Annotated in this window: 15 protein-coding genes; 12 read left to right on the forward strand and 3 right to left on the reverse strand. The window is 65.6% G+C overall.

All coding sequences use genetic code 11. From position 1 onward, the window contains the following. The first annotated feature begins 7 nt into the window (after positions 1–7). The 3 genes from AC3WLC_RS11595 (at position 8) to AC3WLC_RS11605 (ending at position 3,935) form a co-directional block, all read left to right on the forward strand. Positions 8–2,326: a putative bifunctional diguanylate cyclase/phosphodiesterase gene (locus tag AC3WLC_RS11595; RefSeq protein ID WP_493684075.1), complete on the forward strand. Its 2,319-nt coding sequence runs from the start codon at positions 8–10 to the stop codon at positions 2,324–2,326. A gap of 167 nt (positions 2,327–2,493) precedes the next feature. Further along, positions 2,494–3,537 (forward strand): histone deacetylase family protein, encoded by a 1,044-nt coding sequence (locus AC3WLC_RS11600; protein WP_493684076.1) that lies wholly within the window; start codon positions 2,494–2,496, stop codon positions 3,535–3,537. Positions 3,538–3,542: 5 nt separating this feature from the next. Beyond that, positions 3,543–3,935, forward strand: coding sequence for a VOC family protein (locus AC3WLC_RS11605; protein WP_493684077.1), 393 nt, complete (start codon positions 3,543–3,545; stop codon positions 3,933–3,935). 54 nt (positions 3,936–3,989) lie between these two features. Here the strand turns inward: AC3WLC_RS11605 and msrA are convergent, their stop codons facing one another. Together msrA and AC3WLC_RS11615 are read right to left on the reverse strand one after the other, a co-directional pair. Next, positions 3,990–4,496, reverse strand: coding sequence for a peptide-methionine (S)-S-oxide reductase MsrA (msrA, locus tag AC3WLC_RS11610; protein WP_137881363.1), 507 nt, complete (start codon positions 4,494–4,496; stop codon positions 3,990–3,992). Positions 4,497–4,965: 469 nt separating this feature from the next. Further along, a complete protein-coding gene (locus AC3WLC_RS11615) occupies positions 4,966–6,522 on the reverse strand; it encodes an acetolactate synthase large subunit (protein ID WP_493684078.1) in 1,557 nt (518 codons plus the stop codon). Between the two features lie 284 nt (positions 6,523–6,806). Between AC3WLC_RS11615 and AC3WLC_RS11620 the strand changes: the two genes are divergently transcribed. From AC3WLC_RS11620 to AC3WLC_RS11635, 4 genes are read left to right on the forward strand one after another with little or no spacing between them, the layout of a single operon-like run. Beyond that, complete coding sequence (locus AC3WLC_RS11620; protein ID WP_493684545.1) at positions 6,807–7,745, forward strand: ABC transporter substrate-binding protein; 939 nt, start codon at positions 6,807–6,809, stop codon at positions 7,743–7,745. Next, positions 7,742–8,257 (forward strand): mismatch-specific DNA-glycosylase, encoded by a 516-nt coding sequence (locus AC3WLC_RS11625; protein WP_493684079.1) that lies wholly within the window; start codon positions 7,742–7,744, stop codon positions 8,255–8,257. Before AC3WLC_RS11620 ends, AC3WLC_RS11625 begins: the two co-directional genes overlap by 4 nt. 2 nt (positions 8,258–8,259) lie before the next feature. Next, positions 8,260–9,033 (forward strand): ABC transporter permease, encoded by a 774-nt coding sequence (locus tag AC3WLC_RS11630; RefSeq protein WP_493684080.1) that lies wholly within the window; start codon positions 8,260–8,262, stop codon positions 9,031–9,033. Further along, complete coding sequence (locus tag AC3WLC_RS11635) at positions 9,030–9,815, forward strand: ABC transporter ATP-binding protein (protein WP_493684081.1); 786 nt, start codon at positions 9,030–9,032, stop codon at positions 9,813–9,815. The genes AC3WLC_RS11630 and AC3WLC_RS11635 overlap by 4 nt, the downstream gene beginning before the upstream one ends. A gap of 27 nt (positions 9,816–9,842) precedes the next feature. Here the strand turns inward: AC3WLC_RS11635 and mntP are convergent, their stop codons facing one another. Beyond that, a complete protein-coding gene (mntP, locus tag AC3WLC_RS11640; protein WP_493684082.1) occupies positions 9,843–10,415 on the reverse strand; it encodes a manganese efflux pump MntP in 573 nt (190 codons plus the stop codon). Positions 10,416–10,725: 310 nt separating this feature from the next. Between mntP and AC3WLC_RS11645 the strand changes: the two genes are divergently transcribed. The 5 genes from AC3WLC_RS11645 to AC3WLC_RS11665 all read left to right on the forward strand — a co-directional run bounded on the left by AC3WLC_RS11645 (position 10,726) and on the right by AC3WLC_RS11665 (position 16,044). Beyond that, complete coding sequence (locus AC3WLC_RS11645; RefSeq protein ID WP_493684083.1) at positions 10,726–11,478, forward strand: FadR/GntR family transcriptional regulator; 753 nt, start codon at positions 10,726–10,728, stop codon at positions 11,476–11,478. A gap of 43 nt (positions 11,479–11,521) precedes the next feature. Further along, on the forward strand, positions 11,522–12,493 hold the full coding sequence (locus AC3WLC_RS11650) for a sialic acid TRAP transporter substrate-binding protein SiaP (protein WP_493684084.1): 972 nt from the start codon (positions 11,522–11,524) through the stop codon (positions 12,491–12,493). A 152-nt stretch (positions 12,494–12,645) separates the two neighbouring features. Continuing rightward, on the forward strand, positions 12,646–13,224 hold the full coding sequence (locus tag AC3WLC_RS11655; protein WP_493684085.1) for a TRAP transporter small permease: 579 nt from the start codon (positions 12,646–12,648) through the stop codon (positions 13,222–13,224). Positions 13,225–13,227: 3 nt separating this feature from the next. Beyond that, positions 13,228–14,634, forward strand: coding sequence for a TRAP transporter large permease (locus tag AC3WLC_RS11660; protein ID WP_493684086.1), 1,407 nt, complete (start codon positions 13,228–13,230; stop codon positions 14,632–14,634). Positions 14,635–14,832: 198 nt separating this feature from the next. After that, complete coding sequence (locus AC3WLC_RS11665; protein ID WP_493684087.1) at positions 14,833–16,044, forward strand: class I SAM-dependent methyltransferase; 1,212 nt, start codon at positions 14,833–14,835, stop codon at positions 16,042–16,044. The last annotated feature ends 14 nt before the right edge of the window (positions 16,045–16,058 follow it).

Consider the following 16,058-nt stretch of genomic DNA (forward strand, 5'->3'; position numbering starts at 1 on the left):
GTACGGCATGACGCGCGACGGCCTGTTTCGATTTGGTGGCGAGTTCCGGGATTCCGTCCGCGAGGCGGCGTTCCGCGATGCGCGCTTCGGCGAGACGCTGCGCCAGTGCCGGCTGATCTTCCTGATCTCGGCGGTCCTCAACACGCTCTTCCTCGCGAGCGACTGGCGCTTCCACGGCACGCCGCATTTCTTCGTCGCCGTGCCGGCGCGGCTCATGGTCGTGTTCGCCTCGCTCCTCTGCTTCGCGCTGGTGCGCAAGGCGACGCGCTTCTCGCAGGCGCAAGGCGTTCTGATCTTCTGGGAAGTCTCGACGGCGCTGATGGTCGCGCTGCTGGTGTCGTCGCGCAGCGATCTCGCACTCTTCGTCGTGCTGATGCTGCCCTCGATCTTCTATCTGGTCGCGCCGACCGCTTTCCGATGGACGATGGCGTTGGGGCTGGGGTGCAGCGCGCTGATGCTCGCCGGCTATCTCGGCCGCGGGCCGATGCCCTCGACGCTACCCGGCCTGATCCTCGTCCTGGTCATGCTCAATTTCGCGCTCGGGCTGGTCGTCGTCCATGGCAACCGCCTGCGCCGGCTCGAATGGGCCGCGACCCAGGCCGAACGCCAGGCGAAGGACGAGCTCGGCGCCAGCCAGGCGATGATCGAGCGCATCTTCATGGCGGTGCCGATCCCGCTCGTCGTCACCTCGCGCGGCGAGGGCCGTTTCCTGCGCGGCAATGATGCCGCCAAGCGCTATTTCGGCGACGAGGTCACGCAGGCACAGGTCCAGGACGTCCTGCTCGACGGCGGCAATCGCCGCGTCATCGCGCGCCTGCTCAACGCTCACGAGCAGATCGAAGGGCATGAGGCGCAGGTCCGCGACGGCAGCGGCGCCGTTCGCGACGTATTGATCACCGCGACGACGCTGCCGGTCGGCGAGACGCCTGCGGTCGTCGCTGGGATCGTCGATATCACCGACCGCAAGGCGGCCGAGGCCCGCACCCGCCGCCAGGCGACGCATGATGCGCTGACCGGGCTGCCGAACCGCTTGCTGTTCAACGAGCGGATGCAACAGGCGCTGGCGCGAATGGCGAGCAAGGGCGGGGCGGTCGCGCTCTTCCTGATCGATCTCGATGACTTCAAGTCGATCAACGACACGCTCGGCCATGACGCCGGTGACGCGCTGCTGATCGAGGCGGCGAAGCGGCTCGCTGCGGTAATCGGTCCGGATGAGCTCGTTGCGCGGCTCGGCGGCGACGAGTTCGTCGTGCTCTCGACGCAGAGGCTGACAGGATTTGAAGCGCTGACGCGGGGCGAGGCGCTGATCGACGTGCTGCGCCACCCCTGCGAGCATGCCGGGCAGATGATCGCGACGCGGGCGAGCCTCGGCATCGCGCTTGCGCCCGAGCATGATCGCGACGGCGTCGAACTGATGAAGGACGCCGATCTCGCGCTCTACCGGGCCAAGGCCAATGGCCGCAACATGGCGATCGTCTACGAGCCGGCGATGCGCGCCGCAATGGCGCGCCGCGTCGCCGTCTGCCAGGGGCTGGCCGGCGCGCTGAAGGACGAGCGCATCCTGCCCTACTACCAGCCGCAGGTCGCAGTCGACACCGGCCGGATCGTCGGCTTCGAGGCTCTGGCGCGCTGGCGTCATTCAGAGCGCGGGATCATCCCCGCTGCCGCCTTCCAGGAGGGCTTCCAGGACGCCGAGATTGCCAACGGGATCAGCGATGCGATCATCGCAGCGACAGTGAGCGATCTGCGCCGCTGGCTCGATGCCGGGCTCGATGTCGGCCATGTCTGCGTCAACCTCGCCGCCAGCGTCTTCCGCGATCCGGCTTTGCCGGAGCGTCTGCTCGGGCAGTTGGCGGCAGCCGGCGTGCCGGCCGCGCATTTTGGTGTCGAGGTCACCGAGACGGTGCTGCTCACCCGCAATGCCGACGAGGCCGAGCGGACGCTGAAGACCCTGCGCGCCGCGGGCCTGCGCGTCGCGCTCGACGATTTCGGCACCGGCTATGCCTCGCTCACTCATCTCAAGCGCTTTCCGGTCGATGCGCTCAAGATCGATCGCGGCTTCGTCAGCCATGTCACCGAGAATGGCGGCGATGCGGCGATCGTGCGGGCGCTGCTCCGGCTCGCCGCCGATCTGCGCCTCGACGTCATCGCCGAGGGGGTCGAGACCGCCGAGCAGGAGGCCTTCCTGAAGGAACAGGGCTGCCGCTTCGCGCAAGGTTATCGCTATGCCCGGCCTGCTCCTGCCGGCCGCGTGCCCTGGCTGCTGCAATTGCCCGACCTGCTGCCCAAGGGCGACGCCATGCACGGGGATAGTGCCGCCGCCTGATCTGGCGCACTGGTCGCAGCAGGGTTTTCGTGGCGCTATGCCGGCTCTAGAGCATTTTCGAGCGAAGTGGACACCGGTTCGCGTGAAGAAAATGCGACAAGACAGAGACTTAGATCATTTCCGCGATTCGAAGAAACGCGGAAATGATCTAGCGACCGGAGCCTTGCATGCGCGCCTTCTATCATCCCGACCAGTCCAAGCACGACCCGCAGCAATATATGCGCTTCGGCAAGATCGTGGCGCCGAAGGACCTGCCGGAACGGACCGAGCGACTGCTCGCCGCGCTCGCCAAGCACGGCGTCATGCCCGAGCGCTCGGCCGAGCACGGCACGGCGCCGATTCTCGCGGTGCATGACGAAGGCTTCGTCCGTTTTCTTGAGGGGCTGTGGCAGCGCTGGCTCGCTTTGCCGGAGCGCGGGCCGGAGGCCTGGCCCAACACCTTTCCCTATTGGAGCGGCCGTACCGATGAGGATGTCCGCCCGCCCTGCCGGCCGACCGGGATCATGGGCCAGCTCGGCTGGTATCTCGGCGATCTCTCGGTGCCGGTCGGCGAGCATTGCTGGCTCTCGACCCTGCGTTCGGCCGAGACGGCCGTTTCCGGCGCAGATGCGATCCTCGCCGGCGAGCGTGCCGTCTATTCGCTTTGTCGTCCTTCGGGCCATCATGCCCGCGCCGACCGCGCGACCGGCTTCTGCTATCTCAACAACAGCGCGATCGCGGCGCAGCGCCTGCGCAGCGAGTTCGGCAAGGTCGCGATCCTCGACGTCGATGCCCATCACGGCGATGGCACCCAGCAGATCTTCTATCGCCGCAACGACGTGCTGACGATTTCGGTCCATGCCGATCCGGTGGACTATTACCCCTTCTTCACCGGCTATGCGGACGAGCGTGGCAGCGGGCCGGGCGAGGGCTTCAATCTCAACCTGCCGCTCGCCCATGGCGCCGGCGGCGCCGAGATGGAAGCGGCGGTCGATCGCGCCGGCCGCGCCATCCGCGAATTCGGCGCGGAAGCTCTGGTGATCGCGCTCGGCTACGATGCCCACAAGGACGATCCGATCGGGGTGCTCAAGCTCGAGGCCGTCGATTTCGGCACGATCGGCGAGCGGGTGAAGGCGCTCGGCCTGCCGACGCTGGTGGTGCAGGAAGGCGGCTACGCGATCGAGGCGATCGGCGATTGCCTGGATGCGTTCCTGGGTGGGTTCAAGGACTAAGGAGCGTGCCGCAGGCGATCGCCCATCTCGCGTTGCTGGTGCGGGACTATGATGAGGCGATTGCCTTTTTCGTCGAGACGCTCGGCTTCGAACTTCTGGAGGACACTCCGCTCGATCCGGAGAAGCGCTGGGTCCGCGTCGCGCCCGCCGGAGGCAGGGGCGCTTCACTACTGCTGGCGCAGGCCGCGACCGCCGAGCAGCAGGCGCAGATCGGCAGTCAGTCGGGCGGCCGCGTCTTCCTGTTCCTCGAAACCGATGATTTCGCGCGCGATCATGCCTGCATGCTGGCGCGCGGCGTGCGCTTCCTGGAGGCACCGCGCCGAGAAGGCTACGGCATCGTCGCCGTCTTCGAGGACCTCTACGGCAATCGCTGGGATCTGATCGAACCGGCGCGCTGAGGCCTCGTTTCATCAAAGAGCGGGCATCAGCCCGCTCTTCTTTGGCTCCTGCCGCTACTCTGCCGCCTCGCGGCGCGGCAGCACCCAGTCCGGGCGGACCCAGTGGCAGGTATAGCCGGCCGGATAGCGCTCGAGATAATCCTGGTGCTCCGGCTCCGCCTCCCAGAAATCGCCCTCGGGCTTCACCTCGGTGACCACCTTGCCCGGCCAGCGGCCCGACGCGTTCACCTCGGCGATCACCTCCTCGGCGATCTTCTTCTGGCTGTCGTCGACATAGTAGATGCCCGAGCGATAGCTGGTGCCGAGGTCGTTGCCTTGGCGGTTCAGCGTCGTCGGGTCATGGATCTGGAAGAAGAACTCGACCAACTGGCGATAGCCGATCTTCGCGGGATCGAAGACGATCTCGATGCCCTCGGCATGGGTGCCGTGATTGCGATAGGTCGCGTTCTTCACGTCGCCGCCGGTGTAGCCGACCCGGGTCGTCTCGACGCCGGGGAGCTTGCGGATCAGGTCCTGCATGCCCCAGAAGCAACCGCCTGCGAGTACAGCACGTTCCGTCATGTCAAACCTCCTTGCTGCTGCCCAGATAAGCATCGGCACCTGAATTCGCCATGGCGTGGTGCAGGGTTACAGTTGGCAAGGCTGATTGCTTGATGGGCTGCCCGGCCACCGCTCCTCATTCTCGGCCTTGCCGCCCTTCCGACCAACTACGCCCGCTGCTCCGCACTTTCTTGGATCAGCTTAATCGATCCTTCGCTGAAGCGCTGTATCGAGGGGCATGCTCGGTCTTTGGGATTCCATCAGCACGTGGTTCTGGGACATCCCCAGTCTCTGGACTGGCTTTTGGCGAACAATCGCGACAGTCCTTGCAGTGCTCGTGCTGAGTATGGCGCTAGGCCTTCCGGCATGGATACCCTTCACGGCTCAATGGTTGTGCCTGATCTGGTTCTTCGGTCGCTGGCAGCACCAAAAGCGGCAGAGTTCCTGAGGGCGCGGGAGGCCCGCGCTCCAGCAAGCGCCGCCCTCCCGCTCAGATCACAGCCTCGATCAAGAATGGCCCCTTCCGGCCGAGCGCGCCCTGAAACAGCCTGGCGAATTCCTCGGCCGTCGTGGCGCGGCCGGCCTCGACGCCCATGCCCCTCGCCATCGAGACCCAGTCCAGCGACGGCTCGTCGATGTTGAGCATCAGCTTGGCGTTGCGGCCGAAATCGTTGACGCCGACATTGCGCATCTCGCCGTGCAGGATTGCATAGGTCCGGTTGGCGAAGACCACGGTGACGACGTCGAGGTTCTCGCGCGCCTGCGTCCACAGGCCCTGCACCGTGTACATGCCGGAGCCGTCGGCCTGCATGCCGATCACCTTGCGGTCCGGGCAGGCGACAGCCGCGCCGACGCAGAGCGGAATGCCTTCGCCGATCGAACCGCCGGTGAGCTGGATATAGTCGTGCTGCGGCGCGCCATGGCAGTCGTAATAGAAGCTGCGGCCCGATGAGACCGACTCGTCGCAGATGATCGCGTTCTCCGGCAGGAGCCGCGTGACGATGGCGCAGACCTTGTCGGCATCGAGCGTGCCGGTCGGCAGCGCGCCGTCCACTGCCTGCGGCGCAGCGATGAAGGCGGGTGGCGTCGCCCGGGCGGAGAGTTCGTCGGCCAGGGCCTCGATCGTCCCCGGCAGATCGTCGCCTGGCACGGCCAATTGCTCGACCTGGCAGGTCTCGTGCACCAGTCGGCCAGGCTTGCCCGGATAAGCGAAGAAGCCGACCGGCACCTTGGCGCCGATCAGGACGAGCAGGTCGATATTGGCGAGCTGCTGCAGCGCCATGTCGATCGGATAGAACACCTTCGGGATGGCGACGCGGCCGGCGCCGCGCTCGATCCGCCCGTTCGACATCTGCGAGAAGATCTGGGCGCCGGTCGCGGCGCAGATGCGCGCGGCCATCGCCATCGGCCCCTCGCGCAGGGCCGAGCCGGTCAGCATGATCGCAGCGCGCGAGCCGTGCTTGCGCAAAAGGCCGGCGACCTCGCGAATATGGACTTGATCGACCTGCCTGGGCGCCGGTACCGCCGTGCGCTTCAGCTCCGCCGGCTCGACGCTGCCCCAGGCGCAATCGGCCGGCAGGATCACGGTGGTGACGCCGGGCAGCGACAGCGAGGCGGCGTAGGCTTCGCCGATCGCCGGGCCGACATCCTCGGGCGAGGCGATACGGCGCACGAACTGCGACATCGGCCGGGCCAGGCTCTCGATGTCGCTGGTCAGCGGCGCGTCGTGCTGGAGATGGTAGGTCGCGTGGTCGCCGACCACGTTGATCATCGGCGTATAGGCGCGCCTAGCATTGTGCATGTTGGCGAGCGCGTTCGCCATGCCGGGGCCGCAATGCAGCAGCGTCGCCGCCGGCTTATCGGCCATGCGGGCATAGCCGTCGGCTGCGCCGGTGACGACGCCCTCGAACAGGCCGAGCACGCAGCGCATCTGCGGCTTGCGGTCGAGCGCCGCGACGAAGTGCATTTCGGAGGTGCCGGGATTGGCGAAGCAGACATCGACATCGTTGACCAGCAGCGTGTCGCACAGGCGGTCGGCGCCATTCATCCGGGAGACCTCTTTGATAGCCAAAGGCGCGTGGCGCCTGTCATGCCGAGGGGAAGGGATCGCTCCCTCGGTGTCAAACAAGAGAATGTCATTGCTTTCCCAAGCGGTGGTGATCAGCGGCTCATCTGACGCCGCGCCGCCTTGACCCCTTTGCATATGCATTTAACGTGATTTGGAACGAAGCTTGCTTTATGGGCGCGATCGGGCTGCGTTTGCCGGGGCGTCCGCTGCAGGCGGGAACAAGTGGGGAAAGGTTCGTCATGACTGGTTTGAAGCGTATCGGGATGCTGGCCGGGATCGGCCTTGCGGCTCTCATGGCCGCTGGCGGCGCGCAGGCGCAGACCAAGGTCGCCATCGGCATTTCCGGCTGGACCGGCTTCGCGCCGCTGGTGCTCGCCAAGGAAGCCGGCATCTTCGCCAAGAACGGCCTCGATGTGACGATCCAGAAGATCCCGCAGAAGGACCGCCATCTCGCCATGGCCTCCGGCGCCATTCAGTGCGCTGCGACCACGGTCGAGACCTGGATCGTCTGGGATGCCGCCGGCATCAAGACCAAGCAGATCTTCCAGCTCGACAAGAGCTACGGCGCAGACGGTATGGCGGTGCGCGGATCGACCGCCTCGATCAAGGATCTCAAGGGCAAGACGGTCGCTGCCTCCGCACCCGGCACCTCGCCCTATTTTGCCCTCGCCTGGATCCTCAAGGAGAACGGCATGTCGGTGAAGGATGTCAGCGTCGTCAACATGGAGCCCGGCCCGGCCGCGCAGGCCTTCATCGCCGGCCAGAACGACGCCGCCATGACCTATGAGCCCTATCTCTCGGCCGTGCGCGAGAAGCCCGAGGCCGGCAAGATCATCGCCACCACGCTCGACTACCCGATGGTGATGGACACCTTCGGCTGCACGCCGAAATTCCTGGCCGAGAACGACACCGCCGCCAAGGCGCTGACCAAGAGCTATTTCGACGCGCTCGAGCTGATCAAGGCCGATCAGGCCAAGGCCTATGGCATCATGGGCGCCGATGTGAAGCAGACCGGCGAGCAGTTCGGCAAGTCGGCGAATTACCTGCGCTGGTCGGATGCCGAGGGCAACAAGAAGTTCTTCGACGGCGAGTGGCAGGCCTTCACCACCAAGGCCGCCGAGCTGCTGCTGGAGATCGGCCTGATCAAGGCCAAGCCCGATATCGCCACGCTGGTCGAGACCAAGTACGTCGCCGGCAAGTGAGCGATGACGTCCTGCCGGACGTATTGACCGCCGGCCTGCATGTCGTCTTCTGCGGCACGCAGGCCGGAGCGGTCTCCGCCCGGCGGGGCGCCTATTATGCCGGCCCCGGCAACAAGTTCTGGAAAACCCTGTTCGAGACCGGGCTGATTCCTCAGCCCCTGGGCCCGGCGGATTTCCCGGGATTGCCGCGATACGGCATCGGCTTCACCGATGTCGCCAAGCGGACGTCCGGCCCCGACACGGCATTGCTGCGGCACCACTTCGACATAACCGGTTTCCTGGCCAAGATTCGCGAGCACGCGCCGGCGATCATCGCATTCAACGGCAAGCGTGCCGCACAGACCGTGTTGGGGGAGGAGAGGGCACTAAAGCTCGCCTATGGCCTCCAGCCGTCCCTGCTTGTAGGAAGCCGCGTCTTCATCCTGCCGTCCACCTCCGGGGCGGCCTCCGGCTACTGGTCGATCGAGCCCTGGCGTGAACTCGCCGCCCTCGTGAAGGAAACAAGTTTCTGACAATGAAACCACTCCAGCCGGTCTCCGCCGCCGCCCGTGTCGGCTACGGCATCGCCTTCTTCGCGCTGTTCGTCGCGGTCTGGTCGGTCGCGACCTTCGGCGGCTATGTCCAGAAGCTCTTCCTCGCCGATCCCCTGACCATGGTCGGCGAAGGCTGGAACCTGCTCGTCAACCACGGTTTCATCGTCGACATCGGCATGACGATCTGGCGCGTCGTCGGCGGCTTCATCCTCGCGGTCATCTTCGCGCTGCCGCTCGGCATCCTGATGGGTGCCTACAAGCCGGTCGAGGCCTTGCTCGAGCCCTTCGTCTCCTTCGCACGCTATCTGCCGGCCTCGGCTTTCATCCCGCTGCTGATCCTGTGGGCTGGCATCGGCGAGACGCAGAAGCTGCTCGTCATCTTCATCGGCTCGTTCTTCCAGCTCGTGCTGATGATCGCTGTCGCGGTCGGCGGCATCCGGCGCGATCTGGTCGATGCGGCCTATACGCTCGGCGCCAGCGATTCCTCCGTGGTACGCCGGGTGCTCCTGCCCAATGCCGCGCCGGAGATCGCCGAGATCTTCCGTCTCGTCCTCGGCTGGGCCTGGACCTATGTCATCGTCGCCGAGCTGATCGGCTCGTCCTCCGGCATCGGCCACATGATCACCGACAGCCAGGCGCTGCTGAACACCGGGCAGATCATCTTCGGCATCATCGTCATCGGCCTGATCGGGCTGGTCTCCGATTTCCTCTTCAAGGCGGTCAATCAGCGCCTGTTTCCGTGGGCGCAGGCATGAGCAAGCTTCTGATCGACCAGGTCGGCAAGGTCTTTCCGGCCCGCGGCAAGGGCCAGCCGACGCGGGCGCTGATGCCGACCTCGCTCAACGTCGCCGACAACGACTTCATCACCATCCTCGGCCCCTCCGGCTGCGGGAAGTCGACGCTGCTGCGCATCATCGGCGGACTGGAGACGGCGAGCGAGGGCAAGATCCTGCTCGACGGCGCGCCGGTCACCGGCCCGGGTGCGGATCGCGGCTTCGTCTTCCAGAGCTACACGCTCTTCCCCTGGCTGAGCGTGGTGCAGAACATCGCCTTCGGCCTGCGCGAGAAGGGCGTGCCGGAGCGCGAGCGGCTCGACATCGCCCGCAAATGGGCCGAGCGTGTCGGCCTTGCCGGCTTCGTCGACCATTTCCCGAAGCAGCTCTCCGGCGGCATGCAGCAGCGCACCGCGATCGCCCGTGCGCTCGCCAATGATCCCAAGATCCTCTTGCTCGACGAGCCCTTCGGCGCACTCGACAACCAGACTCGCGCGCTGATGCAGGAAATGCTGCTCGGCATCTGGGAGCGCGAGCAGAAGACCGTGCTCTTCGTCACCCACGACATCGAGGAGGCGATCTTCGTCGGCTCGCGCGTCGTGGTGATGAGCGCCCGTCCTGGCCGGATCAAGGCCGACATTCCGGTCGAGCTGCCGCATCCCCGGCCCTACACGATCAAGACCACGCCGGAGTTCGTCGCGCTGAAGGAGCGACTGGTCGAGGAGATCCGGGTCGAGGCCGTGCTCGCGGCAGAGAGCCACTGAGGGCTGTCGGCACCTGAGCGTGGGCTTTCAGCCCCCGGTCAGGTGCGCGTGCAAGATGGAGAGGCCGAGCCCGATCAGGGCCAGGCCGCCCGCGATCTCGGCGTAGGCGCCGAAGCGCGCGCCGACGAAGCGGCCCATCAGCATGCCGCCGGTCGACATCAAGAAGGTCGCGAGCCCGATCGCGGCCGCGACGACGACGATGTTCACTTCGAGGAAGGCGAGCGAGACGCCCACCGCCATCGCATCGATGCTGGTGCCGACCGCGGTGGCGAGCAGCGTCACGAGCCCACGTTCGGGCTGCGCTTCTGCGTTCGCTTCGGCGCTCGGGGCGCGCATGGCATGGACGATCATCCGACCACCGACGAAGGCGAGTAGCAGGAAGGCGATCCAGTGGTCGACCGCCGCGACATAGCGGCTGGCCGCGAGGCCCAATGTCCAGCCGATCACCGGCGTCAGCGTCTCGATCGCGCCGAACACCAGCCCGGTCCGCAGGGCTTCCACGAGGCGCGTTTGGTGCAGCCTGGCGCCGCGCCCGATCGAGGCGATGAAGGCGTCGATCGACATGCCGACGGCGAGAATGACGATGGCGGCAGGCGACATGGCTGTTTCCGTATCTTGGATATCAGGGGTGGCGGGCTGCTGCACCGCAGCCGCCTTTCGAGGCGGCTCCTAGCTTATTGACAATCAACAAGTCAATAAAAGCTTTTTATTTCAATATCTTATAAATGAGAAGCATTAGCGTGAGGGAGAGGACTGTCCCGATGAGCGCAAGCCGCACTGTGTTTCGACTCGTTCCAGCCGGTTGACACCACACCGGTATGGTGGTTGATGGCGATGAAATTGGCCTGACCAAATGGCCAAATCGATGCCGCTCGAAAACGGGCGGCGCAGGGAAGGGTCCGGGGAGCTGATGCCGCTCGCAGTCGTCGAGTCGCCACGTCTATATCGGCAGATCGCCGATCAGTTGCGCCATCTCATCGACCAGCATGAATTCCCGGTCGGCAGCCGTCTGCCGCCCGAACGCGAGCTCGCGGAGAAGCTCGGCGTCTCCCGTCCCTCGGTCCGCGAGGCGCTGATCGCGCTGGAGGTCGAGGGCCGTGTGCGCATCCGCATGGGCTCGGGCGTCTATGTCGTCGATCCCGCCCAGGCTGCCGCGCAGGCTGCCGGGGCCGGCTTCCCCGTCGAAGGGCCGTTCGAGGTGCTGGCGGCGCGCCGGCTGGTCGAGGGCGCGGTCGCGGCCGATGCCGCAGGTCAGGCGGCTCCGGCACAATTGGCCGGGCTCGCCGGCATCCTCGACCAGATGGAGCAGCCTGGCTTGCCGGCGGAGCAGCTGATCGCGCTCGATCGCGCCTTCCATGTCGAGATCGCGGCGATGCTGGGCAACACCGTGCTCGTGCGCTGCGTCGGCGAGCTCTTCGATCAGCGCATGAGCCCGTATTTCCGCCAGCTCGCGCAGTATTTCGAGAACGAGGACTCGTGGCGCTCGGCGGCGCGCGAGCATCGGGCCATTCATGCGGCGCTCGCCAGCGGTGACGGAGAGGCGGCGCGGACGGCGATGTGCGCCCATCTCCAGGCCTCGCAGGAGCGCTTTTCGCAGAGCTTCGGCGACACCGACCTCAAGCGGGCAGGCGAGCGTCAGCGCCGGCCGCGCCCGATCAAATGACGCAAGGCCAGACCTTATTCGCGACCTTCAGGGAGGACAGACAATGAAGTTGCACTACGCCCTCGCCGCGCTCGCCGCCGGCGCTCTTTTCGCCGCCGCCCCGGCCCAGGCCCAGACCAAGCTGAAATGGGCACATGTCTACGAGACCTCCGAGCCGTTCCACACGGAGTCGGTCTGGGCCGCCGACGAGATCAAGAAGCGCACCAACGGAAAATACGAGATCACGGTCTACCCGGCCTCGCAGCTCGGCAAGGAGACCGACATCAACCAGGGCCTGACGCTCGGCACGGTCGACATGATCATCTCGGGCTCGAGCTTCGCCGCCCGCGCCTATCCGCCGATCGGCGTGACCTACTATCCCTTCATCTTCCGAGGCCCCGACCACCTGCTCGCCTATGTGAAGAGCGATGTCTTCAAGGAGATGGCCAAGGGCTATGAGGAGAAGAGCGGCCACCAGATCCTGGCCGTGACCTATTACGGCACCCGCCACACCACCTCGAACAAGCCGATCAAGACCTGCGCCGACATGAAGGGCCTGAAGATCCGCGTGCCCGACGTGCCGGCCTATCTCGCCATGCCGCGCGCCTGCGGCGCCAACACCACGCCGATCGCCTTCGCCGAGGTCTATCTCGCCCTGCAGAACGGCACGGTCGAGGCGCAGGAGAACCCGCTCAACACCATCGACGCCAAGAAGTTCTACGAGGTGCAGAAGCACATCGTGCTGACCGGCCACATCGTCGACCACCTCAACACGGTCGTGTCGAAGCAGCTCTGGGCCAAGCTCTCGCCCGAGGACAGGAAGATCTTCACCGACGTCGCCCAGGAGGCGGCCGAGCGCGCCACCAAGAAGATCCAGGCCGATGAGACCAAGCTCGTCCAGGTCTTCAAGGACAAGGGCCTCTCGGTCACCGAGATCGACAAGGCCGACTTCCTCGCCGCGGTCCAGAAGAACGTCAGCTTCGAGCAGTACGGCTACCGCAAGGCCGACTGGGAGCGCATCCAGGCGATCAAGTGATCGCTCGCCTCCTTCGGTGACGGTTTGCCGTCATTGCGAGGAGCGCAGCGACGAAGCAATCCAGGGGCCGCCGAGCGAGCCCGTCTGGATTGCTTCGCTTCGCTCGCAATGACGACAAGCGCCGCGACCCCGACCATGACCGGATTCAGCCCATGACCACGACGCCGGAAGTCCATACCCAAGTCACCAGCGAGGAGATCGCCCACGTCTTCGACGAGGCGCCGCCGCCGGCCGATCTCTCCGGCTACGGAATCGAGGATTGGTTTACGCTCGCTGCCTTCTGGCTGATGGTCGCCTGCGTCGTGGCGCAGTTCTTCACCCGCTATGTCCTCAATGACAGCTTCGCCTGGACCGAGGAGATTGCGATCTACGCGCTGATCGTCGTCGTTTTCCTCGGCTCCTCGCTCTGCGTGCGCGCCTCCCGCCACATCCAGGTCGACTTCCTCTACCGCTACCTCTCGCATGGTGCCGGCCGGGTGCTCTCGACCGTCGTGGACGTCATCCGCATCGCCTTCTTCGCTTACGGCACGGTGCTGGTGCATCGCTATGCCGAGCTTATCCCCGACGAGACGATGACGACGATCCAGTTCCCGAAATCGCCGGTGTTCTACGCCGTCGTCGTCGCCTTCGCGTTGATGACGCTGCGCTCGATCCAGGTCGCCTGGCAGAACTGGCGCCGGGGCTACTCCGTGCTCGAGCGTCCCTCGGCCTTCGACGGCTCGGAGGCCTGACCCATGCTGATCCTGCTCGGAACCTTCCTCGGCCTGATGGTGCTCGGCGTCCCCGTCGCCATCTCGATGGCCGTCGCCTCGCTCGCCTTCATCCTCGTCTCCGGCACCGTGCCGGACGTGATCCTGGCCCAGCGCATGATTGCCGGCGTCGAGAGCTTCCCGCTGCTGGCGGTGCCCTTCTTCATCCTCGCCGGCAATTTGATGAACATCGCCGGCGTCACCGGCCGCATCTATTCCTTTGCCGTCGCCCTCGTCGGCTGGATGCGCGGCGGCCTCGCCCAGGTCAACATCATCGGTTCGGTGATCTTCTCTGGCATGTCGGGCACCGCGATCGCGGATGCCGCCGGCATCGGCACGATCGAGATCAAGGCGATGAAGGACCACGGCTACTCGACCGAGGTCGCGGTCGGCGTCACCGCCGCCTCGGCGACGCTCGGGCCGATCATCCCGCCCTCGCTGCCCTTCGTCATCTACGGCATGATGGCGAACACCTCGATCGGCGCGCTCTTCCTCGGCGGCGTCATTCCCGGCGTGATCATGACGCTGTTCATGATGCTCACGGTCGCGATCTTCGCCCGCATCTACAAATGGGGCTCTGACACTAAGTTCTCGCTGCGCGAGCTCGGCTCGGCCGGCATCGAGGTGGTCGTGGTCATGGGCTTCCCGGTCCTGGCCTATCTCCTGGTCTTCGCCGGGCTCGATCCCAACCTCGCCATCGGCATCGCGCTCGCTTTGCTGCTGGCCCTGGACTACTACTTCAACTTCTCGGCGGTGATGGCGCTGATGACGCCCGTCATCCTGATCGGCGGCATGACCATGGGCTGGTTCACGCCGACCGAGGCGGCCGCAGCGGCGGTGATCTGGTCGCTCTTCCTCGGCCTCGTGCGCTACCGCTCGATGACCATGCGCAGCCTGACCAAGGCGACCTTCGACACCATCGAGACCACCGCCTCCGTGCTGTTCATCGTCACCGCCGCCTCGATCTTCGCCTGGCTGCTGACGGTCTCGCAGACGGCGCAGCTGCTCTCCGACCTGATCCTCGGCTTCACCCAGAACAAATGGGTGTTCCTGATCCTGGTCAACCTGCTGCTGCTCTTCATCGGTTGCTTCCTCGACACCATCGCGGCGATCACCATCGTCGTGCCGATCCTGTTGCCGATCGCACTCAAGCTCGGCGTCGATCCGATCCATTTTGGCCTGATCCTGACGCTCAACCTGATGATCGGCCTGCTGCATCCGCCGCTCGGCATGGTGCTGTTCGTGCTCTCGCGCGTCGCCAAGCTTTCGGTCGAACGCACCACCATGGCGATCCTGCCCTGGCTGATCCCGCTCTTCGCCGCGCTGTTCGCGATCACCTTCATCCCGGAGCTGACGCTCTGGCTGCCGCGAACCATGGGGATGATCCGGTAAGGCGGAACATGGGGGTAAACTGGCGAGAATCGCGCGCCGCCCCCATATTTTCTGTCAGGAGGCTGACGACTGCGGCATGCGGCGGGCGTGGATCAGCTTTGCGCCGAACCCACTGTTACGCTGCCGCGGGTGATTGCCATCTTTGTTGGCGAAGGGGCACTGCCGCGAGGTAGAGCCATGCGGGCGCTGATTGCGAAGATGTTGTCCCGGTTGGTCCGGGAACCCAGAATTGACGTCGTGTTTGCCGATGGATCGCTTTATTCGGCCGGGCAAGGTGCCGTGCCGGCGATCAAGTTGCGTATCGCTGATCGTGAAACCGAGTTCAGATTGGCCCTCGATCCTGAGCTCGCGCTCGGCGAAGCCGTGATGGATGGCCGCGTCATCGTCGAACGCGGCACGATCTACCAATTGCTGGAGACTTTGGTCTGCGGCCTGTCACGCCAGCCACCCTCGGCCTGGGCCGGGACATTGGGCCGTCTGCGTACCGCAGTGCGGCGGCTGAAGCAGCACAACACGCCGGGCTGGGCGAAGCGTAATGTCAGTCATCACTATGACCTGAAGAGCGAGTTCTTCCGGCTCTTCCTCGATGCCGACCAGCAATATTCCTGTGCTTTTTTCGAGCGGCCTGATGCGACGCTCGAAGAAGCGCAGGCCGCCAAGAAGCGCCGCATCGCGGCGAAGCTGGCCCTGAAGCCGGGCCAGCGCGTGCTCGATATCGGCTCCGGCTGGGGCGGGCTCGGCCTCTCGATCGCGAAGGAAACCGGGGCGAAGGTCACGGGCATAACCCTCTCCGAGGAGCAGCTCGCCGCATCGAGCAAGCGGGCGGCAGAATCGGGGCTGCCGGTCGAGTTCCGGCTGCAGGACTACCGTGCCGTGCCCGAGCGTTTCGACCGCATCGTCTCGGTCGGCATGTTCGAGCATGTCGGCGTCGGCTATTATCGCGACTACTTCCGCAAGGTCCGTGAATTGCTTGAGGATGACGGCGTCGCGCTGATCCACACGATCGGACGCAGCACGCCGCCGGGCGCGACCAATCCCTTCATCGCCAAGTACATCTTCCCAGGCGGCTACATCCCCGCCTTGTCGGAGGTCACTGCGGCGGTGGAGAAGGAGGGGCTGATCGTCACCGATGTCGAGGTGCTGCGCCTGCATTATGCCGAGACGCTGAAGGCCTGGCGCGAGCGGTTCCTCGCCCATCGCCAGGAGGCGGTCGCGATGTATGACGAGCGCTTCGCGCGGATGTGGGAGTTCTATCTCGCCGCATCCGAGGCAAGCTTCCGCCATGACGGCCTCGTCGTTTTCCAGCTCCAGCTCGCCAAGCGGCTCGGTACGCTGCCGATGACCCGCGACTATATGAGCGACAAGGGCAGGGGGGCTGAGGTTCCCGCCGCCTTGCAGGCCGCCGAATGAGGGAAAGTGGGCCG

It is taken from the genome of Allobosea sp. GW821-FHT03A12, from assembly GCF_058986765.1.